Below are 23,953 nucleotides of genomic sequence, written 5' to 3' on the forward strand. Positions count from 1 at the left end.
TCACATTCTTTTATCTAACGTTAAAACAGATTAAGCGTTAGTTTCTGCAGGAATTTTTTTATAGCTTACGCCACACATTTGCTCAGCAATACGTAATACTTGGCAGCTATAACCTACTTCGTTATCGTACCAAACATATGCAGTTAAGCGGTTACCAGAAGTAATCGTTGCTTGAGCATCATATACACCAGCAGTACGAGAACCGATAAAGTCGCTTGATACCACTTCTGTAGAGTTGGTATAACCGATTTGACCTTGAAGGTTAGAGTTAATTGAAATTTGACGAATGTATTCGTTCACTTCTTCACGATCAACTTCTTTATCGAGCGTTAAGTTTAAAATCGCAAGAGATACGTTTGGTGTTGGAACACGTACAGAGTTACCAGTTAACTTACCTTTTAACGCAGGCAATGCTTTAGCAACAGCTTTAGCAGCACCAGTTTCAGTAATAACCATGTTCAATGTAGCAGCACGACCACGACGATCAGCTTTGTGGTAGTTATCGATTAAGTTCTGGTCATTTGTAAATGAGTGAACTGTCTCAACGTGACCATTAAGAACTTTATATTTGTCATCCAATACTTTAAGAATTGGAGTGATCGCATTTGTTGTACAACTTGCAGCAGAGATGATTTTGTCTTCATCTAAAATGTCAGAGTTGTTTACACCAAATACAACGTTTTTCATTTCGCCTTTACTAGGTGCAGTTAATACAACACGTGCAACACCTGGGCATTTCAAGTGTTGGCTTAGGCCTTCAGCATCACGCCATTTACCAGTGTTGTCGATTAAAAGCGCGTTTTCAATACCGTATTGAGTATAGTCTACTTCGCTTGGGCTAGATGCATAGATCACTTTGATGAAGTTACCGTTAGCGATAATTGCTTCGTTTTCTTCATCAACAGAGATTGTACCTGCAAAAGTACCGTGAATAGAGTCACGACGAAGTAAAGAAGCACGTTTTGCCAAGTCACCGTCAGAAGACTTACGAACAACAATCGCTTTAAGGCTTAAACCACGACCTAAACCTGATTGGCTAATGATTAAACGAGCCAAGATACGGCCAATACGACCAAAACCGTAAAGAACTACATCTTTAGGTTGTTCAGAAGTTGCGCTACCTTTAATTGACTCAACAGCTTGAGCAACAAAAGCGTCAACATCACCGCCTTTTTCTTTATATTCAACTGCAAGTTTACCGATATCAACTTCTGCAGAACCGATATTTTCAACTTTTGCTAAAGCTTCTAAAATAGGGAAAGTATTTACTACAGAAAGCTCAACATCTACAACACGTGTACGACGGTGAGTTTTCAAAATTTGGATAACAGAACGGTTAATTAAAGAGCGACCGTAAACAGATACGACAATATTTTTTTCACGGTATAATTGACCGATTAATGCAATCATACGTTCCGCGATTTCTTCACGGTTTTTCCAACGGCCTTGGTGTTCAGCGTGCAGGGCGATGATAGTGTCTTTGCTCACAGATACGTCCTCTAATTAATTATATCTAGGCGTGATTTTTAAAACCCCGTAATTGTAATGGAATTATTGGCAAGAATGAATCAAAAGCTGACGTTAGTGGCTAGATTTTCCCAAAATTCATCATAAATTCATAAAATACCTATAATTATTTTTTATTATCTTATTGTTTAAAGCCGCTAAATTTTTGCTTTTTCTTACTTTTTAAATTTTGATGCTCTAATCGTGAGCATCATTTTTTAATCTTTTTTGATATTTTTCGATATTTAATTGCAAATTTCTGGCTTTTTGCTGCTGTTGGTAAAGATGAAAAGCCCCTTCTAAAACCAATACGAAAACGGCACACCAAATTGGAAGATAAGTAAACCATTCTTCTTTACCAATGCTTTCCCCTAGCACTAAAGATGCTAAAGCAAGTAACACCGGTTCAAGATATCCAAGCAGACCAAACACAACCAAAGGTAAATAACGGCTTGCCAATATATAACATCCCAAGCCTATAGCACTAAGCACACCTAAACCCGCAATAACCAACCCGAGTGTCGGTTGATCGAGGAACTTACTATATGGCAATAACCCTGTATGTGTCAGATAGATTGCAACTGGCATAATAATCAGAAGGTCCCACCAAAAGCCCCCTAAATTATCCGTTTTAATTTTCTTACGTAACAAGAAATAAGCGGAATAACCTATAGCCACTAAAGCAGTTTCCCAAGCAATACTTCCTAGTCGAAAAATCTCATGCCCTACACCAATAATTGCAAGAACAATAGCGATCCACTGAAATTTCGATATTTTCTCTCCATATAAGACACTACCCGCTAAAACCAAAACAAGCGGTAACAGGAAATATCCCAAAGAAACTTGCAAACCACGTCCATGCATAGGCCCCCATAAAAACAGCCATAACTGCACCGAAGTCAAAACGGATGTTGTAATGAGTAATAGAAGTAAAGAAGGTTTCGCTAAAATACGTTGATATATATTTTTAATATGGCTTAAATCACCACTCCACCACATAAATAAAGTTAAAAATGGCAAAGTCGCAATAATACGCCATCCGAAAGTCTGTCCACTATCAAGCTGGCCGAGTAATTGAGTATAAAAATAAAGAACACCAAAAGTTAATGATGCCATGACAGACAAAATCACGCCCTTTAACATCACTAACCTCTTTATACTTTAAGAAAAATAAAGCGATACAATACTTGATTTATCCACTATAAAAAAGAAAAAACCATGCGAAAACATGGTTTTTTCTTAAGCAGCATATATTTATTCTTTATGCTCGGTATGAATAATATCTCGAATATCAAATCCTAATGTTTTTGCATAATTTAGATATTCATCAACCACTTCTTTGTGTGGATGCGGCGTTCTAGATAAAACCCAAAGATATTTTCGGGAAGGTTCGCCTACCAAAACTGTTTGGTAATCTTCATCGAGCTTTAAAATCCAGTAGTCTCCACGAATTATCGGAATCCATCTTACAGCCTCGGGTAAAAAGCTTACCTTTAATTTCGTGTTATACGGCGAATTAACTACAAAAGCCTCACCGATAGATTGCTGTAATTGCTTTTGATTATCGTAGCAGCGGTTATCTACAACTATGTTTCCATTTTCATTTAAGGTATAGGTTGCAGATACATTGTAAGCACATTTTTTTTGGAAAAAAGCAGGTTTACGCGCGACTTCATACCACACACCTAAATAACGGTCTAATTCAACCTTATCGACTGTAGGTAGAGGCTTCTGCTGGGCATAGGCATATGTTCCGACAGCTAAGCCAGTCAGAACAATACCGCCCAATGCAATTTTTGCCAAGCGCCAACTGGCTTGCGGAACATTATTTCGAAATGCCATTGTTGCCCTCAACTCTTTGTTGTGAATACAAAATAACTTAAATATCTACAGTAGCTTGTTTTTTAAACAAATCATGTAGTGTTATGTATCCATTTATTGCAACATTTGCGCTTTTAAACGAACAATTTCATCACGAATACGCGCCGCTTGCTCGAATTGTAAATCCTTTGACGCCTTTAACATTTCTTTCTCTAGCTTAGTAATGTGCTTACTAAACAATTTAGGGTCAGAAAGAATATGTCGTTCATCTGCGCTAAGTGCTTGCGCCTGCTCTAGTACTTTCTCATCAATCTGATCATCAGAAAGTACTTCACCCGTATCAATTTCTTTCACAGCCTGACGAACTGCACTACGTGGCGTAATACCATGCTGCTCATTAAACTCGATTTGTTTTGCACGTCGGCGCTCTGTCTCATCAATTGCCTTTCGCATAGAATCAGTGATTGTATCAGCATATAAAATTGCTTTACCTTTCACATTTCGCGCAGCACGACCAATCGTCTGAATAAGCGAACGCTCAGAACGTAAGAAACCTTCTTTATCTGCATCTAAAATAGCAACTAAAGAAACTTCCGGCATATCTAAGCCTTCTCGCAGCAAGTTAATACCCACTAGTACATCAAATACACCTGTACGTAATTCATGAATAATTTTGACACGTTCAACTGTATCAATATCCGAGTGCAGATAAGCAACCTTAACACCATATTCTTTTAAGTAAGAAGTTAAATCTTCCGCCATACGCTTGGTTAAAGTCGTTACCAATACACGCTCATTTAAGTTCTTACGAATATTAATCTCAGACAGAACATCATCGACTTGGGTAAGCACCGGACGAACTTCAATTTCAGGATCAATCAAGCCCGTTGGTCGAACAACCTGCTCAACCACTTGTTCTGATTTTTCCAGTTCATATCTAGCTGGTGTGGCACTCACAAAAATAGTGGTCGGGACAATACGCTCCCACTCTTCAAATTTCATTGGGCGGTTATCAAGCGCACTTGGTAAACGGAAACCGTAATTCACCAAGTTTTCTTTACGCGAACGGTCACCTTTATACATTGCGCCAATTTGAGGAACCGTTACATGCGACTCATCGATAATAAGTAAGGCATCTTCTGGTACATAGTCAAATAAAGTCGGTGGTGCTTCCCCTGCTGGTCGTCCCGATAAATGACGTGAGTAGTTTTCGATACCATTGGTGTATCCTAACTGCTGCATCATTTCCAAATCATAACGCGTACGTTGCTCGATACGCTGCGCTTCGAGTAACTTGTCATGTTCACGGAAGAACTTAAGCTGGTCTTGCAATTCATCCTTAATAGTATCGATAGCGCGTGTTAGGTTGTCTTTTGGCGTCACATAATGGCTTTTCGGGTAAATCGTGACACGTGGTACTTTGCGGACCATTTTACCGGTCAGCGGATCAAACCAGCGAATTGAGTCTACTTCGTCATCAAAGAGTTCAATACGAATCGCATGTTGGTCTGATTCTGCCGGGAAAATATCAATAATTTCACCACGGATACGATACGTACCACGTAAGAATTCAAGCTCATTACGCGTATATTGCATTTCAACCAAACGGCGAATAATTTCGTCTCGACTTACTCGGTCACCTTGGACCACATGCAATAACATTTGCATATAAGCATTTGGGTCACCCAAACCATAAATGGCCGAAACAGAAGCAACAATAATCGCATCACGACGTTCTAACAAAGCACGCGTTGCCGATAATCGCATCTGGTCAATATGGTCATTAATTGCCGCGTCTTTTTCAATAAATGTATCTGACGACGGAACATAAGCCTCGGGTTGATAGTAGTCGTAATAACTTACGAAATACTCAACTGCATTGTTTGGGAAGAAGGCTTTGAACTCACCATAGAGCTGGGCTGCCAAGGTCTTATTATGCGCCATCACAATCGTCGGGCGCTGAGTTTGGGCAATCACATTTGCCATGGTATAGGTCTTACCTGAACCGGTCACACCTAGCAGTAACTGATTACGAAAACCCTTTTCGATACCATTCACCAGCTTTTCAATTGCCTGTGGCTGATCACCCGCTGGCTGGTAATGAGTGACCAAATCGAAAGGTTGATTTTCGTTCACAGTTCTCTCTCTTTATAAAAAATTTGAATTTATCGTCTAGCAAATTAATGGGGATTTTTTCCCTAATTTAAAGTCTATAGTGAGATTAATCTATATCGAAAATATTAAGCATCTTGATACTTGACCAATGCTGTAAACGGTTGCAACATGGACTTATCCATTAGATAAAAAGCATAACCATGACCTATCAATATCATGATGAAAGTATTGTAACCGAACTCCCTGAAGATACCGTGTTTGTCTTCGGTAGTAATATGGCTGGACAACATGGTAGTGGAGCCGCACGTGTTGCCAGTCAGCATTTTGGGGCTGTAGAGGGTGTAGGACGTGGCTGGGCTGGTCAGAGCTTTGCAATTCCAACATTAAATGAACATATCCAAAAAATGCCACTCTCCCAAATCGAGCATTATGTTGAAGACTTTAAAGTTTATGCAAAAAATCATCCTAAAATGAAATACTTTGTGACAGCTTTAGGATGTGGGATCGCAGGTTATAAGGTTTCCGAAATCGCTCCTCTTTTTAAAGGCATACATCACAATGTGATTTTTCCTGAATCGTTTAAACCGTATGTTGAAGAAGATGCTATTTCACAGTTCCCAACACTCACTCAAAAAATGGTTCAAAGTTTCATTAATGATGAAGTTATTTTCTACTTCAATCACGGCAGTGAATCTTTTGAAGATGCTTTAGATAAAACGGATTTATCACGTGCTGAAAAAGCGATAGCGCTTATTGTGCTTAATGAGGAATTGTATCCTCGTGACCGCTATGGCAGAGGCCGTGACCACGAATTGAGGGATATTTTAGGTAAGCTCAATGGTAAGATTTTTAATATTCATGGTAACTCAGAAGGTGCAATGATTTTCGTAAGTGTAATTGTTGCGCTTATGGAACTTTATGATTTTGATGAGCAAGATTTTATAAAATTATGGCGCGATGAGAAAAATATCGACCACCCTATTAACCGTTAATTTACTTGGATATTTTATGAGTGAAGCAGATAAATTCTGCTTTCTCATTATTTTATTTTACTTATATTTAATATTTTTATTTTAATTATTCTAATAGATTTAAATCGATTATTTTCCCAAATCTTAGTTTTTCTCATTATACTTTAAGACAAACTGAATACTTAAAAGAAACGCATGGAAACTTTAGATTCTTCAATTTTTGACCTCACCCCAATTCCAATGTGGATTGAAGACTTTAGTGAAGTTAAGCAGTTATTTGACTTATGGAGAAATCAAGGGGTTGAAAACTTATATGAATTTCTAAGTCAAAATGAAAATCTAGTGGTTGAATGTGCTCATAAAATTAAAATTATTAAGGTCAACCAAAAAGTATTAGACCTTTTTGAAGCAAAAAACCAAGAAGAGTTATGTGCCAACTTAAATCTTATTTTTAAAAAAGAAATGTTTGAAGCCCATATTCATGAACTCGAAGCGTTATGGAATGGCAAAACTCATTTCTCGAGTACCACTATAAATTACACGCTCTCTGGTAAACGTATTGATGTACAACTACGTGGAGCAATTTTACCGGGTTCTGAAACTACGTTTGACCGTATTTTAATTACCACCGAAGACATTACTCCGTATCAAAATGCACTTCGTCAGGAAGAGAAAAATCGACGCCTAGCAGAGTCAATGTTTATCTACTCCCCGACTTCGCTTTGGGTTGAAGATTTTAGCCGTATTAAAAATAGAATTGATCAGCTTAGGCTATTAGGAATTGAAGACTTTAGGACTTTTTTAGATGTACATCCTGAATTTGTTCGCCAATGCATAGAAGACATTTTAATTTTAGACGTCAATCAGTCGACTCTCGATTTATTTAAAGCACCAGATAAAACCACTCTGTTAAAAAATACCCATAAAATTTTTGCCGAAGAGATGGTGGAAACTTTTAGAGAACAGCTGATTGAACTCTGGCAAGGAAATATTCACCACAAGCGTGAAGCCGTTAACTATGCATTAGATGGCCAAATCAGAAATGTCTTATTGCAATTTACCGTATTCCCCGGTTATGAAGAGACTTGGGGATTGGTACAGGTTGCACTTACAGATATTACTGCACGAAAGAAAGCCGAAAATTATCTAGAATATTTAGGCCAGCATGATGTACTGACCAAACTTTATAACCGAGCTTTTTTTACAGAAGAGCTTAATCGTTTAAATCGCAGTATTATCCGCCCTGTTTCTTCAATTTTTTTAGACATGAACGGCTTAAAGGAAACCAATGATCAACTTGGCCATGATATTGGTGATGGTTTATTACGTCGAGTAGGTAATATTTTAAATCAGGCAATTATGAATACTGCTTATACAGCTTCTCGAATCGGTGGTGACGAATTTGTAATTTTAATGCCTGGTGCAGATGAAGCGAATGTTTTGATGATGCTGCAAACCATTCAGGAGCTTTTTAATATAGATAATCAATATTATTCAAGTCATCCTATTAGTATTGCGATTGGGCACGCCACAACAAAAGAAAATGAACAAGTTGAAGATATGCTAAAACGCGCAGATCATCATATGTATCAAAAGAAAAAAAGTTATTATCAAGAAATTCTTCTACCATAAAAAAACAGGCATATTGCCTGTTTTTTTATTTAAATTAGCGCTTACCCATAGAACGACGAGTACCACGCGGTGGCATCCAAGTTCTATCTGCATATTGTTCAGGTTTCGGACGTACTTGGTTGTGTACAGCATCACCTGCTTGGTTACTTTCATTCGGCATTGGAAATGGCAATTTCACCAAAGCCTTTTTCTGTTTTGGCTGTTGCTCAGTCATGATTCATTCTCGATATTTCGATTGCGGCTTATTATAAAGGATTTTTCTTGTTTCTTTCGAAAAAAGCTTCAATTGAATAAAACCGCAACAAGATCTTTCCTAAATTAAACTTTTTTACATCTAAAAATCCCCACATCCGCAAATTGCTTAATTTTTGCGATAAGATAGTGTGCTTTTTATTTTTAATCCCATAAGAGGAATATTGCCGTGGACGTACGTCTTTCTGATCGTGTCAATGCTATCAAACCGTCCCCTACACTTGCTGTAACTAATAAAGCTGCTGAGCTTAAAGCTGCTGGCAAGAACGTGATTGGTTTGGGTGCTGGCGAGCCAGATTTTGATACCCCTCAACACATCAAAGATGCTGCAATTGAAGCGATTAATAATGGTTTCACCAAATATACGGCTGTAGATGGTACTCCTGGGTTAAAAAAAGCAATTATTGCTAAATTAAAGCGTGATAATAATCTTGATTACCAACCTAACCAGATTTTGGTTTCTTGTGGCGGTAAGCAAAGCTTCTTTAACTTGGCACTAGCATTATTAAACAAGGGTGATGAAGTGATCATCCCTGCACCATTTTGGGTAAGCTATCCAGATATGGTCATTATTGCTGAAGGTACGCCTGTTATCGTGAAATGTGGCGAAGAGCAACGTTTCAAAATTACACCTGAACAATTAGAAGCGGCGATTACTCCTAACACTCGTTTAGTGGTATTAAACAGCCCATCTAACCCGACAGGTATGATTTACAGCAAAGCTGAATTAGAAGCTTTAGCTGAGGTTTTACGTCGTCATCCGCAAGTATTTGTTGCATCTGACGACATGTATGAACCAATTCGTTGGGAAGATGAGTTCTACAATATTGCAACTGTTGCACCTGATTTATATGACCGCACGATTGTTTTAAATGGTGTTTCTAAAGCATATGCAATGACAGGTTGGCGTATTGGCTATGCAGCCGGCCCAGCAAAAATCATTGGTGCAATGAAAAAAATCCAGTCTCAATCAACTTCTAACCCGACTTCAATTTCGCAAGTTGCTGCTGAAGCTGCGTTGAATGGTCCACAAGATGTTTTAAAACCAATGATTGAAGCGTTTAAACGTCGTCATGACTTAGTGGTTAATGGCTTAAACGACATCAAAGGTATCTCTTGCTTACCTGCTGATGGCGCTTTCTACGCGTATGCAAACATTCGCCCTCTTATTCGTGCAAAAGGCTTAAAATCTTGCACAGAATTCTCTGAGTGGTTACTTGAAGAAACTGGCGTAGCGGTCGTTCCTGGTGATGCATTTGGTTTAGGTGGTTTCATGCGTATTTCATATGCAACAGCTGACGAAGTACTTGTTGATGCGTTAGCACGTATTAAAAAAGCTGCTGAATCAATCGAAGGCGTTGATGCTGCAATTGCATCTATCGAAGCTGAGAAAGCTGCTAAATAATTTGAAAATATAAAAAAGGCCTCAAAATTGAGGCCTTTTTTATAATTAAAATTATTCTAAATTAAATAAAGCTGCCACTTCAGCCTCAGTCAGTTTTTTTGTATCATTCTGAAAATTATAAAAATCAGGTTTTGAATCAATAAAAATTTCCATATCTAATTTCAAGTCTTTTACTGGTTCATTTAAAGAAAACACATTGATATTGCAGTAACTTTGATCTTTTGTTCTCCAAAAAATTGTTGTTCCACAAGCGTTACAAAAGCCTCTTTCACCCCATTCAGAAGAGTTAAATACACTAAGATGCTTTTGCTGAATAAACTTTAAACTACCTTTAACTACATCAACTGTCATAATGACACCACTGGTTTGTCTACGACACATCGAGCAATGGCAAACATGTACATCATGATTTTTTAACTCAACTTCGAAAGTTGTTTCACCACATAAACACTGTCCGTTCATTATTATTTTCCACAAAAAGTTTATATTTTTAATGTTATAAAATATTCTGCTCAACCAAATTTTACAATTTTATAAACTATAAGTGACCTATCTTTTTATTCTTCTCAACTTGACAACAATTAATTTAATGCCTAATTTAACATCAAGTTCCATTTTAGAACTTTAATAACTGAAGGACTCAAAAAATGAAAAATCCTATGGAAATGACAGGCCTCGAATTTTTACAAGCCATGATTGAAGGTCATATTCCACCTGCCAGTATTAGCAAAACTATTCCGATGCAACCTACTGAGATTTCTGAAGGATCTGTGACCTTTAAAGCACAAGCAGATCACAATCATTTAAACCCTTTAGGTGGTGTACATGGTGGTTTTGCTGCAACAGTCCTAGATTCGGTGACTGGCTGTGCTGTACATACTATGCTACCTGCTGGTGTGGGTTATGGAACCATAGATCTTAATGTGAAAATGTGCCGCCCTCTTCCACAAAATCAGGTTTTAATTGCTACAGGTAAAGTAATCAATTTAAGTAAAAATTTAGGTATTTCCGAAGGAAAAATTACTGATGAAGAAGGCAAACTTTATGCTTATGCAACAGCAACCTGCATGATTATTCGACCATAAAAACTAAGGCAGCTTTAAACGGCTGCCTTTTTTATTAAGTAAGGAATATCTGGGCGGGCACAAGTTTGCGCAACCACATAAGGTGCCCAAATATTCTTAAGTTGAAGCTCTATCACTTTATGATGCTGAGTAGACCAGGCTAAAACTTTATTTTTACCTAGGAATAATTCCCCTTCGAGCTGGAAAATATAGAGAGGTTTAGATTGATCTACTACCTTGGAACACTTTAGAACTTTCAATGAAGTATGCACATCCCATTTTGAACTAAACCAGAGTTGTAGTAAGTCACCTAAGTACAAATCTTGTTTTTTAAATGGAAAAGCATCAATCCATGCATCTTCTACAGGTGTGCAATAAGATTCTGGTTGATTTAAAATATTGAGATAATTGCGTTGATAAAAATCAAAATTAGAAAAAATAGAAGCAACAGTAAGTGTTTTCATACTTATCTCCGATTTAGCCATTTTAGTGCTGGCAAGTTGGTTTAAATCCACACTGTTTGGATTACTCCAAACGCTTGTTCTTTTCTGAATCTAGCAATTGAATTTTCAAAGTGCAAGTAATTTATGATCTTACCTTTCAACTGGTCAAATAAAAAGCATACAACACAAAAATGAATGAAACATGACGATTTTTACTTGACCCTTGTCAAAATCTCCTTATAATCGCATGCAGATTCTCCCATAGCTCAGTCGGTAGAGCGACGGACTGTTAATCCGCAGGTCCCTGGTTCGAGCCCAGGTGGGAGAGCCAAATACTAAAAAGCCCGCAGCATTAAAGCGGGCTTTTTTATTGCTCTCTATTAAAGTATACCTATAAAAAAAATCCCCTACTGCCTGTAGAGGATTTGCTTTTCATAATTCGAATATTTACCAGATCAAATCATCAGTTCTAAACTTAGGTAGACCTTCTACGCTTAGATCTTTTTAAAATTACATTATTCCACTTCTACAACTTTTAAAGGGTTAAAAGTCTGAGTCGTTGGCATCATTTCTATACGGTTAATATTAATATGCGGTGGTTGTGATGCGATCCATGCTACTGTATTTGCAATATCTTCCGGCAAAATTGGATTTTTCTTATCGTATAGACTGTTAGCTTTCTCCTGATCTCCCTTAAAACGTACAAGAGAAAATTCGGTACCACCACACAACCCTGGCTCAATATTCGTTACTCGCACGCCAGTACCAGCCAAATCTGCACGTAGATTTAAACTAAACTGCTCTACAAAAGCTTTTGTTGCCCCATATACATTACCACCTGGATATGGGTATGTACCTGCAATTGAACCCATATTAATGATTAAGCCTGATTTCTTCTTTACCATACTTGGTAAAATTAATCGGGTAACCGTAACAAGGCCTTTAACATTGGTATCAATCATGGTGTACCAATCATCTAAATCCGCTTTATCTGCTGGCTCTAGACCCAATGCCAAGCCTGCATTATTCACTAATAAATCAATTTGATCGATTTGAAATTCATTTGGTAATTCTTTAAATAACTTATTTATATTTTCTGCCGTATCAGTCATATCAAATACGAGTGGGTAGAAATTTTCGCCAAGCTGTTTTTGCAGTTCTTCTAATTTTTCTGCGCGTCTTCCACATCCAATAACTTTATAGCCTGACTCAATCAGTTTTTTTGAAATACTATAACCAAAACCTGCTGATGCGCCTGTAACTAATGCTAACATTCTTATATCCTTAGAAATAATCAACTGTTTCAGTTGAACTCATGATGAACATATCAGCCTTTATATTTACACAATATTTATTATTAGCCTAAAAAAATAAAAGTTTTTTTAAAAATTTTAAGAGAAATTTAAATCTGTAAAAAATATATTTATTAAATAATGATATGCATTAAAAAACTAAAAAATGGTCCTTACTTAACCTTAAATATCGGCTCAAACTATTTAGAAGTTAGAGCTACTTAATAAAAAAGTTTACCATGAAAGGTAAACTTTTTAACTTGAGGTATCCAAGCTTATGCAGGGATACCACTATGAAAACGGAAAGTATCATCTGGAGTCAAAATCAGATTCTTTTCAACTTCACGGATATGTTCAATACGCTGTTGAATATCTTCTTCAGGATCTTTCATTTTGGCAGTTTTTGCGACGTCAAGCGCTAGTGCTAAATAGTCTTCAAAATGACGAGATTCTGACTTAAGCAAGTAACGGTAATAGCGTCCTAACTCATCATCAACACGCGGAGCAAGCGCATAAAAGCGTTCACATGAACGTGCTTCTACAAAAGCCCCAATCACGAGTACATCAATTAGAGCTTCTGGTTCATATGTGCGGATTTCTTTTCGTAAGCCACCTGCATAGCGTCCAGCACTTAAACCTTTCCACTCTTGCCCACGTTTCGTCATAAATTCTAGAACTTGTTCATAGTGAAGCATTTCTTCACGTACAAGCTGGGCAAGCTTAACTTGTAGGTCCGTGAAAAAGCTATAGCGGAACATCAAGTTCATGGCTGTACCCGCTGCCTTTTTCTCACAGTTAGCATGATCTTGCATCAAGATGTCTAAATTATTAACAGCCTCATCCAACCATTCTTTTGGGGTTTGGCACCCTAAAAATGCTAATACAGGCTGCATTAATTCATCGTAATTGATACTCGACATTACTACTTATCCTGCTGCCTGAATCGCTGTTTTCATGTCTTTCACCGCCTGTACTAGTCCAACAAAAACACTTTCCGCAATAATTGAGTGACCAATATTTAACTCATGAATTTGTGGAATTGCCGCAATTGGAGCAATATTTTTCAGATTCAAACCGTGACCAGCATTTACAACCAAACCTTTTGAAGCTGCGTATTCTACACCTTTTACGATGCGAGCAAGTTCTTCTTGTTGCTCTTGCTCTGTTGTTGCATCTGCATACGCCCCAGTATGTAATTCAATAGTAGGCGCTCCACAAGCAATTGCTGCATCAATTTGAGCAAAATCAGCATCAATAAAGAGTGAAACGTCACAACCAATGGCAGCTAAGGCTTGAGTTGCAGCTTTAACTTTTTCAAAGTTACCTACTACATCTAAACCACCTTCTGTTGTAACTTCTTGGCGTCGTTCTGGTACAAAACACACATGTTGCGGTTGAATTTCTTTCGCAAACTCAACCATTTCATCAGTTACGGCCATTTCAAGATTCATACGTGTTTTTAATAATGGACGCATACGACGCACGTCATCATCTTGAATATGTCTGCGATCTTCACGCAAATGCAAAGTGATCCCCTCTGCACCCGCTTGTTCACAAATAAGAGCAGCTTCTACAGGGTCTGGGTAAGCAGTACCGCGCGCCTGTCTTAAAGTAGCAACATGGTCTATGTTTACACCAAGCAATGCAGCCATAAAAAAATCCTAATTACGATTGAGTTTGAGTATTTTGAATCCACAATTGTCGACTTTTTAGGGGACGGTCACCTAAAAGCGATGTAATCATTTGACGGTATAGTTTACCTAATAATTGCAATTGTTCGTGAGAAAAATCCTGTCCCTGCTCATAATCCAGCATGGATAAAATTGCTTTTCCTGACAACGATGAGCGACTTGCCTGAACAACGGGGGCAAATCCTTCAGTCACTTGAAACTGATAAAACTGTTGAGGCAAAATTTCTTTTTGTGAGCTATCAATTGAAAAATCAATCGCATAGCCTAGCTCTGCAAGCAAGATATGCTCAAATTGCCTCAAGATCTGTCTAAGAAATAAATCCGGATTTTCATGAGAAGATAGCTGCTGGAGTTGAAGCAGCGTTAACTGGTATTGTTCAAAAGTTTGTGGCATTGCCTCTTCTAGTGGGCAAAGTCTAAGAACAATTTCGTTTAAATAGAAGCCTGCAAAAAAAGCATCGCCAAAAAAGAAAACCGGCTGATTTAGTATTTCCAGCTTTGTAAAATTTTTGAGCTCACTTTTGCCTGTGGCTTGCAAACGGATTGGCTGATATTGAGGAGGCGGAGTCTGTCTTAAAATACCATCAACCCGCCCATATTCTTGAGTGAAGAGATGCACAATATGGCTTTTTTCACGGTATTTACGATGGTGAATCATATATCCATGTAGGACTTCATTGCGCATCATAAAAAGAAACTATTCCTCAGATTCTTTTTCTTTTTTATCGTCATCATCACCATCAGGAATTACAGCCCCTACAACAGCAGCTGTACCCTTCACTACACCTTTAGTCGTTTTATAAGCAATACCTACTGGTACGGTTACAAGCTTATATACACAACCTTGCAACATCAATGTACATCCAACGATAATCAATATTGATGTAATTGCTTTCATACCAGTATTCCCTACTTTTTAGATATCACTATATCCTAAACTTTTTAAAGCACGTTCATCATCAGACCAACCGCCTTTGACCTTAACCCATAAGGTAAGCATGATCTTTTGTTCGAACATTTTTTCCATGTCTTTACGTGCATCCATGCCAATTGTTTTAAGCTTGGCACCTTTTTCACCAATTACAATCGCTTTTTGACCAGGACGATCCACAAAAATAGTGGCATCAATATAGGTACATGCTGGTTTTAAACGACCAGTTTTTTCATTAACAGTTGCTTCTTCCGTTTTGAAAGATTCAATTTGTACTGTTAAATCATAAGGTAGCTCTTCACCCAACTGACGCATGATTTTTTCACGGATGATTTCACTTGCCAAGAAGCGCTCTGAACGGTCCGTAATTTGATCGAATGAATACAAAGGTGGCTGATAAGGAAGATATTTTTCGATCGTTTCACTTAAGTGCTCTAAGTTTGCTCCACGGAGTGCAGAAACAGGAACAATCTCAGCAAAATTCATAAGTTTGGCACGTTCTTGAATTAAAGGGAGAATCTCTCTCTTATCTCCAAAAGTATCAGCTTTATTAATCACCAAAATAACTGGCATATCAGCATTCTTGAGTTTCTCAAGAACTAAATCGTCATTTTGTGTCCACTTGTGGGCATCAATAACAAATAAGACTAAATTCACGTCACGTAACGCAGAATGCGCAGCACGGTTCATCATTTTATTGATTGCACGTACTTCTTTCTTATGCATACCTGGGGTATCGACATAAACCGCTTGCATTTTTTCACGCGAATCAATACCGATAATTTTATGGCGTGTCGTTTGAGGTTTACGTGAAGTAATAGAGAGTTTTTGGCCCAATAAATGGTTCATGAGGGTAGATTTACCCACATTTGGACGTCCTACAATCGCCACAAATCCGCTCTTAAAATCCGAAGGAATTGTAACGCCTTTGGAACTAAAAAATTGATCAATCAGATTGTTTGGATCTTGGTTTTCGTTTGAATCTGGATTGATTTGATCAGAATGCATCGACATGCAGGTTATTGCTCCAATAACTTTAAAATTTCCGCCGCTGCTGCCTGCTCGGCAAAACGACGACTTGACCCCTCACCATGAATTTTTGATAAACCATCTACCAAACATTCGACTTTAAAGTGCTGATGAGGCGCATCACCCTGAATATCTACAACCTCGTAAACAGGGAGAGGTTTTTTACGTGCTTGTAGATACTCTTGTAAACGTGATTTTGGATCCTTGAGTTGATCTGTTGGCTCAATATGATCTAAATAAGGCGTATACCATTTTAACACAATATCTTTGAGTAGGTTCAGATCACTACTATCAAGATAAATTGCACCAATAATGGCCTCCACTGTGTCAGCCAATATTGACTCACGATGATGACCACCAGATTTCAACTCGCCTGTGCTTAATATTAAACACCGACTAAGTTGCAAATCGGTTGCAATTTTACCTAATGCTTCCTGACGTACTAAAGTCGCGCGCATACGCGTTAGTCGCCCCTCATTTTCATGAGGGTACGCATGGTATAAATAATTGGCGATAATCATCCCCAACAGTGAATCGCCCAAAAATTCCAGACGTTCGTAGTTATACTTATGACTCACCGAACGATGAGTCAAAGCCAACTGTAGCAATTCAGGCTGCTTAAATTGATAACCGATTCGACTGAGTAAGCGAGGATCACTTAGCTTGAACTGATGTTTTGTCAAAACTCTTCTCAAATGTTAAAACTAAATCAATATTCAGTAAGAAAGGCTTTCTTACCTCATATTTCTTTTTGACTGTTAGACTTGGCTGGTTAAACACTTCAGCAATCTCTTTAAAATGCAGATCACGAATGTTGTTCATTTCCAGTCGTTGGTCCATCTGTGTCATAAACTTTTGGGGTGTGATATCAGCCGAGCTTTGTTGCATAAGCTCTGTAATCTGATTATTAATCACACGATCATCCCAATATGCTGGCCAAACTGCAAGTACGGCTTTCACCGCAATTGCAAATATGACCACCCCAAATAAAATTGCTAAATACGAAGTACCCTGTTGTGCCTTACGCATTTTTGTTTTCCTAATGGTTGTTTTTAATCTATTTTCCCATTTCGGTTAAAGCTTGGCAGGTGGAAACCAGGTTCTTTATGCATCCAGACATAGAAAGCTCGGCCTGTTAAATTTTCTTCAGGTACGAAGCCCCAGAAACGACTGTCAGCACTTTGATCACGGTTATCCCCCATTGCAAAGTAATGTCCTTTCGGAACTGTTACTTCCCAATATAAACCGTCTTGGTTTGCATATTTACCATTATCAACATAGTTGATAAATGGTGCCTGACGCGCAACATTTACGCCTTCAAGCTCACGCATCGTAAAGGTATGAGCACCAATTGTTTCTTTATGATAAATAGAAGTTGGTGTATCTAAAGCATCTTTTTCGCGACTAAACTGTGTTGGTACTTTAGGAATTTTTTGACCATTAATAATCAATTGTCCATGATCATAAACAATATGGTCACCAGGTAAGCCAATTACACGTTTAATATAACTAATAGTAGGTTGTGGCGGATAACGGAATACAATGACATCACCACGTTTCGGTTCACCGATATCAATCACTTTTTTATTGACGATAGGTAAACGGACACCATAGTCAAATTTATTAACTAAAATAAAATCGCCCGTCTCTAAGGTCGGAACCATAGAGTCTGATGGAATATTAAATGGTTCATAAAGAAATGAGCGAAGTACAAGCACAACAGCTAAAACCGGCCAAAAGTCATAGGCCCATGTAATAACAAAATTTTCGTTCTCTCGCCCTTTATTTGCACGCTGTTTAAAAACAAGCTTATCTAGCAACCACACTGCAAATAAAATCAGCGTAACAGGAACAAGAATTAAATTAAAATCAAAATCCACAGGACCTCACTCGCAGCTTAGCTGCTTGCCTTGCGGCTGGGAGTAGATAAGTTCATCCCAGCCTTTTCTCTTATCTTTCTACTTTCAAAACAGCTAAGAACGCTTCTTGTGGGATTTCTACACTACCCACTTGTTTCATACGTTTCTTACCTTCTTTTTGTTTCGCAAGTAGTTTCTTCTTACGAGACACGTCACCGCCATAACATTTTGCTAAAACGTTTTTACGCATCGCCTTCACGGTCGAACGAGCAATAATTTGTGCACCAATAGCAGCCTGAATTGCGACATCGAACATTTGACGTGGAATCAAATCTTTCATTTTCTCAACTAAAGCAATACCACGATGACGAGCATCATTACGGTGACAAATCATTGCAAGCGCATCGACCTTCTCACCATTAATTAACACGTCAACCTTAACTAAAGATGAACTCTCAAAACGAATAAAGTTATAGTCAAGTGAAGCAAAACCACGTGAACATGATTTAAGCTTATCAAAGAAGTCCATAACCACTTCAGCCATAGGAATTTCAAAAGTAATTGAAACTTGATTACCTAAGAATTTCATGTCTTTTTGTACACCACGGCGCTCAATACATAGGGTCATGACGTTACCTAAGTACTCTTGCGGTACAAGAATATGACACTCTGCAATTGGCTCACGTAAATCTTCAACAACAGAGCCATCCGGCATTTTAGATGGACTATCGATATAGATCGTATCGCCTTTTTTAGTTACAGCTTCATACACTACCGTTGGCGCTGAGCTGATCAAATCAAGGTCATACTCGCGCTCTAAACGCTCTTGTACGATTTCCATGTGCAACATGCCCAAGAAACCACAACGGAAACCAAAACCAAGCGCATCTGAACTTTCAGGTTCAAAGAATAAAGCCGAGTCATTGATCTGTAGTTTTTGTAGGGCTTCGCGGAATGGTTCAAAATCGCTTGCATCAATTGGGAAAAGGCCTGCGTAAACCTGAGGTTTAACCTTTTTAAAACCAGGAAGTGAAGCTACTTCAGGGGTTGTTGAAAGCGTGATGGTATCACCTACCGGCGCACCAAAAATATCTTTAATACCCGCGATAACAAAGCCTACTTCACCAGCTTCAAGCACGCCAGTTTCAGTATGTTTAGGGTTGAATACACCTACCGATGTAACAATGTGAGTCTGACCAGTAGATTTAACCAACATTTTGTCGCCCTTGCGGATACGACCATCTTTAATACGAACTAAAGAGACAACACCTAAATAGTTATCAAACCATGAGTCAATGATTAATGCCTGTAAAGGAGCCTCACGGTCACCTGTAGGAGCAGGAATAACATCAACTAATGTTTCTAAGACACCTTCAACGCCTAAGCCTGTTTTTGCAGAACATGTAGGTGCATTGGTTGCTTCAATACCAATAATTTCTTCAATTTCGTGAATAACGCGCTCAGGCTCTGCTTGCGGCAAATCAATTTTATTTAAAATTGGAAGAACTTCGAGACCTTGCTCAATAGCGGTATAACAGTTTGCAACTGATTGTGCTTCTACACCTTGTGCAGCATCCACAACCAATAACGCACCTTCACAAGCAGCTAATGAACGTGATACTTCATAAGAGAAATCAACGTGTCCCGGAGTATCAATAAAGTTAAGCTGATATTCCTGCCCGTTTGGATGAGTATAGTACAACGTCACCGAAGCAGCTTTAATGGTAATCCCACGTTCACGCTCGAGCTCCATTGAGTCCAAGACCTGAGCTTGCATCTCACGATCTTGCAGGCCACCACACATCTGAATAAAACGGTCAGCCAAAGTAGACTTACCATGATCAATATGAGCGATAATCGAGAAATTTCGGATATTTTTGATATCAACGGATTTTTTAGCTTGCGCCATGGGCTACCTTGAGAAAATATAAAGTGCTATGTAGCTTGTTTTAATACATAGCCAAAGCGGTTTAACAAATTGCGAGAGATTATAGCAGATGGATATTTTAAAGTATCCAAAATTCATGAGCTTTGTACTTATGTTTTAAAAAATGATAATTCAAAGTACAAGTAATGCTTCTGATTATCAGGCATATGAAACAGTAAAATCTAAAGGATTTATACTTGAATCAAGAGGTTTATAAGCCTGTGTAAAAGTCGGCGACATACGCTTAGGTCGACCTGAAGCAATTTCAATACATGCCCATTTGGTATTTCCGACGAACAAAATTGCCTGATCAGAAGGACGGAAAAAGGCATACTGACGAAATGAATACAGAGCATTAATATCATCTAGCCATGTCCGCAGCACAATTTCTTCACCTTCAAACGCAGCTTTACGGTATTGCACATGGTGTTCAACCGCAACCATTGCATGTTTTAGCTCTAGATATTTGGTTACTCCTACCCCTAATGTTTCCACATGAGCAGCAGCGACGTCTTGCATCCACTGGACATACATTACATTGTTAACATGCCCTAAAGCATCAATATGCTGTGGCTGAACCTGAATATGTAAATCGAAAATACTGCTCACAAAACACCCACTTTAATCATTAAATTCAAAGCTAAAATTTAATTAGCTAGATCGAACATTATGCCGAATACAAATAATAAAAAACCACCCATTTTCAGGGTGGTTCATTTTTATAATATTTTACTGAATACGTAAACCAAGCATTGCTCGTTGTCCTTGACGAATAATCCCAACTCGCGCAACTGTATTTTTCGGCAAATTCGAAACAACTTTTGCAAAATCCTGACTATTTAGAATTTGAGTATTATTAACCTGAATAATCACATCCCCAGGAATGATATTTGACAATGATGCTAATCCACCACGGCGGACATCTTGTACATAAATACCACCTTTTATACCTAAAGCATTTTTCTCTGGCACAGCGAGATCACGAATACTCATTCCCAATACTGGGCCTTTAGAAGCAGAGGTTTGATTACCGGTAGCAGGTGTTTCATCCGGTGCAGTTGCTAGTGTTGCCGAGATATTTCGGGTTTTATCATCGCGTAAAACTTCAAACTGAACAGTTTGGTTTGGTTGTACTTTATTTAATGCATAAAGCAAATCACTAGTACGCAGTACAGAAGCACCATTTAATTTTAGAATAACATCGCCAGCCCTAAGCCCTGCTTTTTGAGCAGGTGAATTTGGAGAAACCTGAGTAATCAGAGCACCTTCCGGTTTAGGTAATTTATAGGCATCTGCAAGGTTACGGTCAATATCTTGCATCATAACACCCAAGTATGAACGAGTCACTTTCCCTTTCGTTTTAAGCTGTTCAGCTACATCCATCGCAACATCAATTGGAATAGAGAAAGATAAGCCCATATAGCCACCCGTACCACTAAAGATACGTGAGTTCACCCCGACAACTTCACCATTCTGGTTAAACAATGGACCGCCTGAGTTACCAGGGTTCAACGCCACATCGGTTTGAATAAATGGTACAGAGGTTTCACCGCTCATGTTACGTGATTTAGCGCTAACAATACCTGCCGAAGCTGAATAATCAAAACCAAATGGTGAACCAATTGCTAAAACCGGCTCTCCTACACGTAAACGGTCAACATTTCCTACGCGTAAAGCAGGATAGTTAGTTCCGTTTACCTTTAATAATGCAACGTCTGTCCGCTCATCACTACCGACCACTGTTGCATCAATTTCACGACGGTCATTTAAAGTAATACTGATGCGGGAAGCATTTTCAATTACATGGTGGTTCGTAAGTAAATAACCATCTTTACTAATAAAGAACGCACTACCATATGCGGTTTTCTCTTGAGGACCTTGTTGCTGTGGAATGATGACCTGATTACCAAAGAAACGTTTTAAAATTTCAGGTACTTGCTGTTGTAGCAGTTCATCCTGAGTCATTTTTTTTACAACGTTTACACTCACCACAGCCGGACTAACTTGTTCAACGAGGTTTGAAAAATCAACAGCAGCATTTGCTTGAACAGCAGCAACTGTAAATACCGCTGCATACATTCCTTGTTGTAAATAGCGAGATTTCATTCGGTGCTCACCCACAATTGGTCTACGAGAATAAGAATAAAACTTTTGTATCACAATGCTTTGGAATTGTGCGTAACAATATGTTTATTTGTAAGGCATCCTCATCACGTTTATTTTACACATTGCAATTTTTTAAGCTAATTGCAATTTTTCTGTGACTTAGAGCGCTTAAGCTCTTGCCTTTTTAGGTAAAAAGGGGTGTCATTAGCGGACGTTTTAAATTGATGCGAATGGACATGCCTAATCAACAGACAATTCACCACTTTGACGTGATTATTGTGGGCAGTGGCGGTGCTGGTTTAAGTCTGGCTTTATCGTTACCAAGTCATTTTAATATTGCAGTTTTAGCTAAAGCTGCTTTAACTGAAGCAAGTACCTTCTATGCACAAGGTGGTGTTGCTGCAGTACTTGATGAAACTGACTCTATTCAACAACACATTAATGACACTATGATTGCAGGTGCTCATTTATGTGAAATGGATGCAGTCCAGCATACTGTAGAAGGCGGCCGTCCTTCTGTTGATTTCCTTTTAAAGCAAGGCGTTCAGTTTACCTTAGATGAAGATGAACAGCTTCATTTGACTCGTGAGGGTGGCCATTCGCAGCGCCGTATTATTCATTCTGCTGATGCAACTGGCAAAGCTATTTCAACCACTTTAGTTGAACGCGCCAAAGAACGTAAAAATATCACTATTTTTGAAAACTATATTGCGATTGATTTAATCACGTCGCATAAATTGGGTCATACAGATCAAGCGAATCGCGCTATGGGTTTGTATGCACTAGATGAAAGTACTGAAAAAGTTCATACCTTCCTTGCCCCATTTACCGCACTTGCTTGCGGTGGCGCAATGAAAGCTTACCTTTATACGTCTAATCCGGATATTGCTACTGGTGACGGTATTGCGATGGCATACCGTGCAGGTTGCCGTGTTGCCAATATGGAATTTAACCAGTTCCATCCAACCTGCCTTTACCACCCGCAAGCACGTTCTTTCTTAATTACTGAAGCCATGCGTGGTGAAGGTGCTTACTTACGTTTACCAGACGGCGAACGTTTTATGCTACGTTTTGACGATCGTGCAGAGTTGGCTCCTCGCGATATTGTGGCACGTACCATTGACCATGAAATCAAGCGTCTCGGTATTCGCCATGTGTGGTTAGACATTACACACAAATCACCGGATTTTATTAAAGAGCACTTCCCTACACTTTATGCACGATTGCTTGAGCTAGGTATCGACATCACTAAAGACATGATTCCGGTGGTGCCGGCTGCACACTATACCTGTGGTGGTGTTGTGGTTGACTCAAATAGCCAGACTGATATTGAAGGTCTATATGCAATTGGTGAAACCTCTTATACGGGTTTACATGGTGCAAACCGTATGGCGAGTAACTCATTACTTGAATGCTTCGTTTATGGCATGAGTGCAGCAAAAGATATCGAAAGTAAGTTTGATAAAAACTTCAAATTACCGGAAGTACCAACTTGGGACGATTCCCAAGTAACCAATCCAGATGAAGATGTCGTGATTTTACAAAACTGGGATGAGTTACGTTCGACTATGTGGAACTACGTTGGTATTGTAAGAACCACAAAACGTTTAGAACGTGCTTTACACCGTATTGAAATGCTAAAGCGCGAAATTACTGAATATTATCAAGATTATCGTGTCAGCAAAAACCTGATTGAACTGCGTAATCTTGTACTTGTTTCCGAAATGATTGTTCGCTGTGCCATGCACCGTAAAGAATCACGTGGCTTACATTACACACTTGATTATCCGGAAACTTCGAGTGAGATTCGTAAAACGGTTCTGACGCCTCCAAACTTTGCAGTAGAGCAACCTTTGGTGAATACCAGTGTATAAATAGTTTTTTATAAAAAAGCACGGTTCATGCCGTG

Annotated in this window: 25 protein-coding genes and 1 tRNA gene; 6 read left to right on the forward strand and 20 right to left on the reverse strand. The window is 38.6% G+C overall.

Translation table 11 applies throughout. The annotated features are described in order from the left end of the window. Positions 1-30 precede the first annotated feature (30 nt). The 4 genes from MKL36_RS09975 to uvrB form a co-directional block, all read right to left on the reverse strand. Positions 31-1,488, reverse strand: a complete 1,458-nt coding sequence (locus tag MKL36_RS09975; RefSeq protein WP_000031228.1) for a glyceraldehyde-3-phosphate dehydrogenase — start codon at positions 1,486-1,488, stop codon at positions 31-33. Positions 1,489-1,704: 216 nt separating this feature from the next. Continuing rightward, positions 1,705-2,652, reverse strand: a complete 948-nt coding sequence (gene rarD, locus MKL36_RS09980) for an EamA family transporter RarD (RefSeq protein ID WP_171251846.1) — start codon at positions 2,650-2,652, stop codon at positions 1,705-1,707. A 108-nt stretch (positions 2,653-2,760) separates the two neighbouring features. Continuing rightward, a complete protein-coding gene (locus MKL36_RS09985) occupies positions 2,761-3,348 on the reverse strand; it encodes a lipocalin family protein (protein ID WP_000885645.1) in 588 nt (195 codons plus the stop codon). A gap of 93 nt (positions 3,349-3,441) precedes the next feature. After that, on the reverse strand, positions 3,442-5,463 hold the full coding sequence (gene uvrB / locus MKL36_RS09990; RefSeq protein WP_001004983.1) for an excinuclease ABC subunit UvrB: 2,022 nt from the start codon (positions 5,461-5,463) through the stop codon (positions 3,442-3,444). Positions 5,464-5,642: 179 nt separating this feature from the next. Here uvrB and MKL36_RS09995 point away from each other — a divergent pair, with 179 nt between their 5' ends. Together MKL36_RS09995 and MKL36_RS10000 are read left to right on the forward strand one after the other, a co-directional pair. Further along, complete coding sequence (locus tag MKL36_RS09995) at positions 5,643-6,434, forward strand: A1S_2505 family phage non-structural protein (RefSeq protein WP_021511061.1); 792 nt, start codon at positions 5,643-5,645, stop codon at positions 6,432-6,434. A gap of 174 nt (positions 6,435-6,608) precedes the next feature. Next, on the forward strand, positions 6,609-8,045 hold the full coding sequence (locus tag MKL36_RS10000; RefSeq protein ID WP_000448849.1) for a sensor domain-containing diguanylate cyclase: 1,437 nt from the start codon (positions 6,609-6,611) through the stop codon (positions 8,043-8,045). A gap of 34 nt (positions 8,046-8,079) precedes the next feature. Here MKL36_RS10000 and MKL36_RS10005 read toward each other — a convergent pair whose 3' ends face one another. Then, positions 8,080-8,259: a hypothetical protein gene (locus MKL36_RS10005; RefSeq protein ID WP_000139632.1), complete on the reverse strand. Its 180-nt coding sequence runs from the start codon at positions 8,257-8,259 to the stop codon at positions 8,080-8,082. Positions 8,260-8,466: 207 nt separating this feature from the next. Between MKL36_RS10005 and MKL36_RS10010 the strand changes: the two genes are divergently transcribed. Beyond that, entirely contained in the window at positions 8,467-9,702 is a 1,236-nt protein-coding gene (locus tag MKL36_RS10010; protein ID WP_000383200.1) for a pyridoxal phosphate-dependent aminotransferase, read from the forward strand. A gap of 51 nt (positions 9,703-9,753) precedes the next feature. On the opposite strand, the gene MKL36_RS10015 is transcribed toward MKL36_RS10010, so the two are convergent. Then, positions 9,754-10,164, reverse strand: coding sequence for a GFA family protein (locus tag MKL36_RS10015; RefSeq protein WP_001014258.1), 411 nt, complete (start codon positions 10,162-10,164; stop codon positions 9,754-9,756). 185 nt (positions 10,165-10,349) lie between these two features. On the opposite strand from MKL36_RS10015, the gene MKL36_RS10020 reads away from it, so the two are divergent. After that, a complete protein-coding gene (locus MKL36_RS10020; protein WP_000795395.1) occupies positions 10,350-10,787 on the forward strand; it encodes a PaaI family thioesterase in 438 nt (145 codons plus the stop codon). 14 nt (positions 10,788-10,801) lie between these two features. Here MKL36_RS10020 and MKL36_RS10025 read toward each other — a convergent pair whose 3' ends face one another. Further along, entirely contained in the window at positions 10,802-11,230 is a 429-nt protein-coding gene (locus tag MKL36_RS10025; protein ID WP_000855163.1) for a hypothetical protein, read from the reverse strand. A gap of 41 nt (positions 11,231-11,271) precedes the next feature. After that, on the reverse strand, positions 11,272-11,406 hold the full coding sequence (locus MKL36_RS10030) for a hypothetical protein (protein WP_086374097.1): 135 nt from the start codon (positions 11,404-11,406) through the stop codon (positions 11,272-11,274). A 58-nt stretch (positions 11,407-11,464) separates the two neighbouring features. On the opposite strand from MKL36_RS10030, the gene MKL36_RS10035 reads away from it, so the two are divergent. Continuing rightward, a tRNA-Asn gene (locus MKL36_RS10035) sits at positions 11,465-11,540 on the forward strand. Positions 11,541-11,724: 184 nt separating this feature from the next. On the opposite strand, the gene MKL36_RS10040 is transcribed toward MKL36_RS10035, so the two are convergent. The 12 genes from MKL36_RS10040 to MKL36_RS10095 all read right to left on the reverse strand — a co-directional run bounded on the left by MKL36_RS10040 (position 11,725) and on the right by MKL36_RS10095 (position 22,044). Continuing rightward, on the reverse strand, positions 11,725-12,483 hold the full coding sequence (locus MKL36_RS10040; RefSeq protein WP_000880601.1) for an SDR family oxidoreductase: 759 nt from the start codon (positions 12,481-12,483) through the stop codon (positions 11,725-11,727). Positions 12,484-12,776: 293 nt separating this feature from the next. Next, complete coding sequence (locus tag MKL36_RS10045; protein WP_000095056.1) at positions 12,777-13,421, reverse strand: tRNA-(ms[2]io[6]A)-hydroxylase; 645 nt, start codon at positions 13,419-13,421, stop codon at positions 12,777-12,779. Positions 13,422-13,427: 6 nt separating this feature from the next. Further along, positions 13,428-14,153, reverse strand: coding sequence for a pyridoxine 5'-phosphate synthase (pdxJ, locus tag MKL36_RS10050; protein WP_000729414.1), 726 nt, complete (start codon positions 14,151-14,153; stop codon positions 13,428-13,430). A 13-nt stretch (positions 14,154-14,166) separates the two neighbouring features. Continuing rightward, complete coding sequence (gene recO / locus MKL36_RS10055; protein ID WP_000985103.1) at positions 14,167-14,880, reverse strand: DNA repair protein RecO; 714 nt, start codon at positions 14,878-14,880, stop codon at positions 14,167-14,169. Between the two features lie 9 nt (positions 14,881-14,889). Then, positions 14,890-15,090, reverse strand: coding sequence for an NF038104 family lipoprotein (locus tag MKL36_RS10060; protein WP_000644486.1), 201 nt, complete (start codon positions 15,088-15,090; stop codon positions 14,890-14,892). An 18-nt stretch (positions 15,091-15,108) separates the two neighbouring features. Then, on the reverse strand, positions 15,109-16,131 hold the full coding sequence (gene era / locus MKL36_RS10065) for a GTPase Era (RefSeq protein WP_001985518.1): 1,023 nt from the start codon (positions 16,129-16,131) through the stop codon (positions 15,109-15,111). 11 nt (positions 16,132-16,142) lie between these two features. Further along, on the reverse strand, positions 16,143-16,835 hold the full coding sequence (rnc, locus tag MKL36_RS10070) for a ribonuclease III (RefSeq protein ID WP_000160699.1): 693 nt from the start codon (positions 16,833-16,835) through the stop codon (positions 16,143-16,145). Beyond that, positions 16,807-17,181 carry a DUF4845 domain-containing protein gene (locus tag MKL36_RS10075; protein WP_001224039.1) on the reverse strand — a complete coding sequence of 125 codons (375 nt, stop codon included), beginning with the start codon at positions 17,179-17,181 and terminating at the stop codon, positions 16,807-16,809. Before MKL36_RS10075 ends, rnc begins: the two co-directional genes overlap by 29 nt. A gap of 23 nt (positions 17,182-17,204) precedes the next feature. Then, positions 17,205-18,032 (reverse strand): signal peptidase I, encoded by an 828-nt coding sequence (gene lepB / locus MKL36_RS10080; protein WP_021511062.1) that lies wholly within the window; start codon positions 18,030-18,032, stop codon positions 17,205-17,207. A 70-nt stretch (positions 18,033-18,102) separates the two neighbouring features. Continuing rightward, positions 18,103-19,920 (reverse strand): translation elongation factor 4, encoded by a 1,818-nt coding sequence (lepA, locus tag MKL36_RS10085; protein WP_000035781.1) that lies wholly within the window; start codon positions 19,918-19,920, stop codon positions 18,103-18,105. 177 nt (positions 19,921-20,097) lie between these two features. Continuing rightward, complete coding sequence (locus MKL36_RS10090) at positions 20,098-20,547, reverse strand: acyl-CoA thioesterase (RefSeq protein WP_000094833.1); 450 nt, start codon at positions 20,545-20,547, stop codon at positions 20,098-20,100. A gap of 120 nt (positions 20,548-20,667) precedes the next feature. Further along, on the reverse strand, positions 20,668-22,044 hold the full coding sequence (locus MKL36_RS10095; protein WP_000842417.1) for a Do family serine endopeptidase: 1,377 nt from the start codon (positions 22,042-22,044) through the stop codon (positions 20,668-20,670). Between the two features lie 230 nt (positions 22,045-22,274). Here MKL36_RS10095 and nadB point away from each other — a divergent pair, with 230 nt between their 5' ends. Then, complete coding sequence (gene nadB / locus MKL36_RS10100; RefSeq protein WP_000367534.1) at positions 22,275-23,918, forward strand: L-aspartate oxidase; 1,644 nt, start codon at positions 22,275-22,277, stop codon at positions 23,916-23,918. Positions 23,919-23,953: the final 35 nt, after the last annotated feature.

Origin of the sequence: Acinetobacter sp. AOR12_HL (assembly GCF_027855275.1) — a bacterium.
GTDB classification, from domain to species: domain Bacteria; phylum Pseudomonadota; class Gammaproteobacteria; order Pseudomonadales; family Moraxellaceae; genus Acinetobacter; species Acinetobacter baumannii.

Coding starts and splice junctions, on each gene's coding strand:
- MKL36_RS10075 (WP_001224039.1), bottom strand. CDS start 17,181: ATGCGTAAGGCACAACAGGGTACTTCGTATTTAGCAATTTTATTTGGG.
- recO (WP_000985103.1), bottom strand. CDS start 14,880: ATGATGCGCAATGAAGTCCTACATGGATATATGATTCACCATCGTAAA.
- nadB (WP_000367534.1), top strand. CDS start 22,275: ATGGACATGCCTAATCAACAGACAATTCACCACTTTGACGTGATTATT.
- MKL36_RS10020 (WP_000795395.1), top strand. CDS start 10,350: ATGAAAAATCCTATGGAAATGACAGGCCTCGAATTTTTACAAGCCATG.
- MKL36_RS09985 (WP_000885645.1), bottom strand. CDS start 3,348: ATGGCATTTCGAAATAATGTTCCGCAAGCCAGTTGGCGCTTGGCAAAA.
- MKL36_RS10005 (WP_000139632.1), bottom strand. CDS start 8,259: ATGACTGAGCAACAGCCAAAACAGAAAAAGGCTTTGGTGAAATTGCCA.
- pdxJ (WP_000729414.1), bottom strand. CDS start 14,153: ATGGCTGCATTGCTTGGTGTAAACATAGACCATGTTGCTACTTTAAGA.
- MKL36_RS10025 (WP_000855163.1), bottom strand. CDS start 11,230: ATGAAAACACTTACTGTTGCTTCTATTTTTTCTAATTTTGATTTTTAT.
- era (WP_001985518.1), bottom strand. CDS start 16,131: ATGCATTCTGATCAAATCAATCCAGATTCAAACGAAAACCAAGATCCA.
- MKL36_RS10060 (WP_000644486.1), bottom strand. CDS start 15,090: ATGAAAGCAATTACATCAATATTGATTATCGTTGGATGTACATTGATG.
- MKL36_RS09995 (WP_021511061.1), top strand. CDS start 5,643: ATGACCTATCAATATCATGATGAAAGTATTGTAACCGAACTCCCTGAA.
- MKL36_RS10045 (WP_000095056.1), bottom strand. CDS start 13,421: ATGTCGAGTATCAATTACGATGAATTAATGCAGCCTGTATTAGCATTT.
- MKL36_RS10015 (WP_001014258.1), bottom strand. CDS start 10,164: ATGAACGGACAGTGTTTATGTGGTGAAACAACTTTCGAAGTTGAGTTA.
- lepA (WP_000035781.1), bottom strand. CDS start 19,920: ATGGCGCAAGCTAAAAAATCCGTTGATATCAAAAATATCCGAAATTTC.
- MKL36_RS10095 (WP_000842417.1), bottom strand. CDS start 22,044: ATGAAATCTCGCTATTTACAACAAGGAATGTATGCAGCGGTATTTACA.
- MKL36_RS10000 (WP_000448849.1), top strand. CDS start 6,609: ATGGAAACTTTAGATTCTTCAATTTTTGACCTCACCCCAATTCCAATG.
- MKL36_RS10040 (WP_000880601.1), bottom strand. CDS start 12,483: ATGTTAGCATTAGTTACAGGCGCATCAGCAGGTTTTGGTTATAGTATT.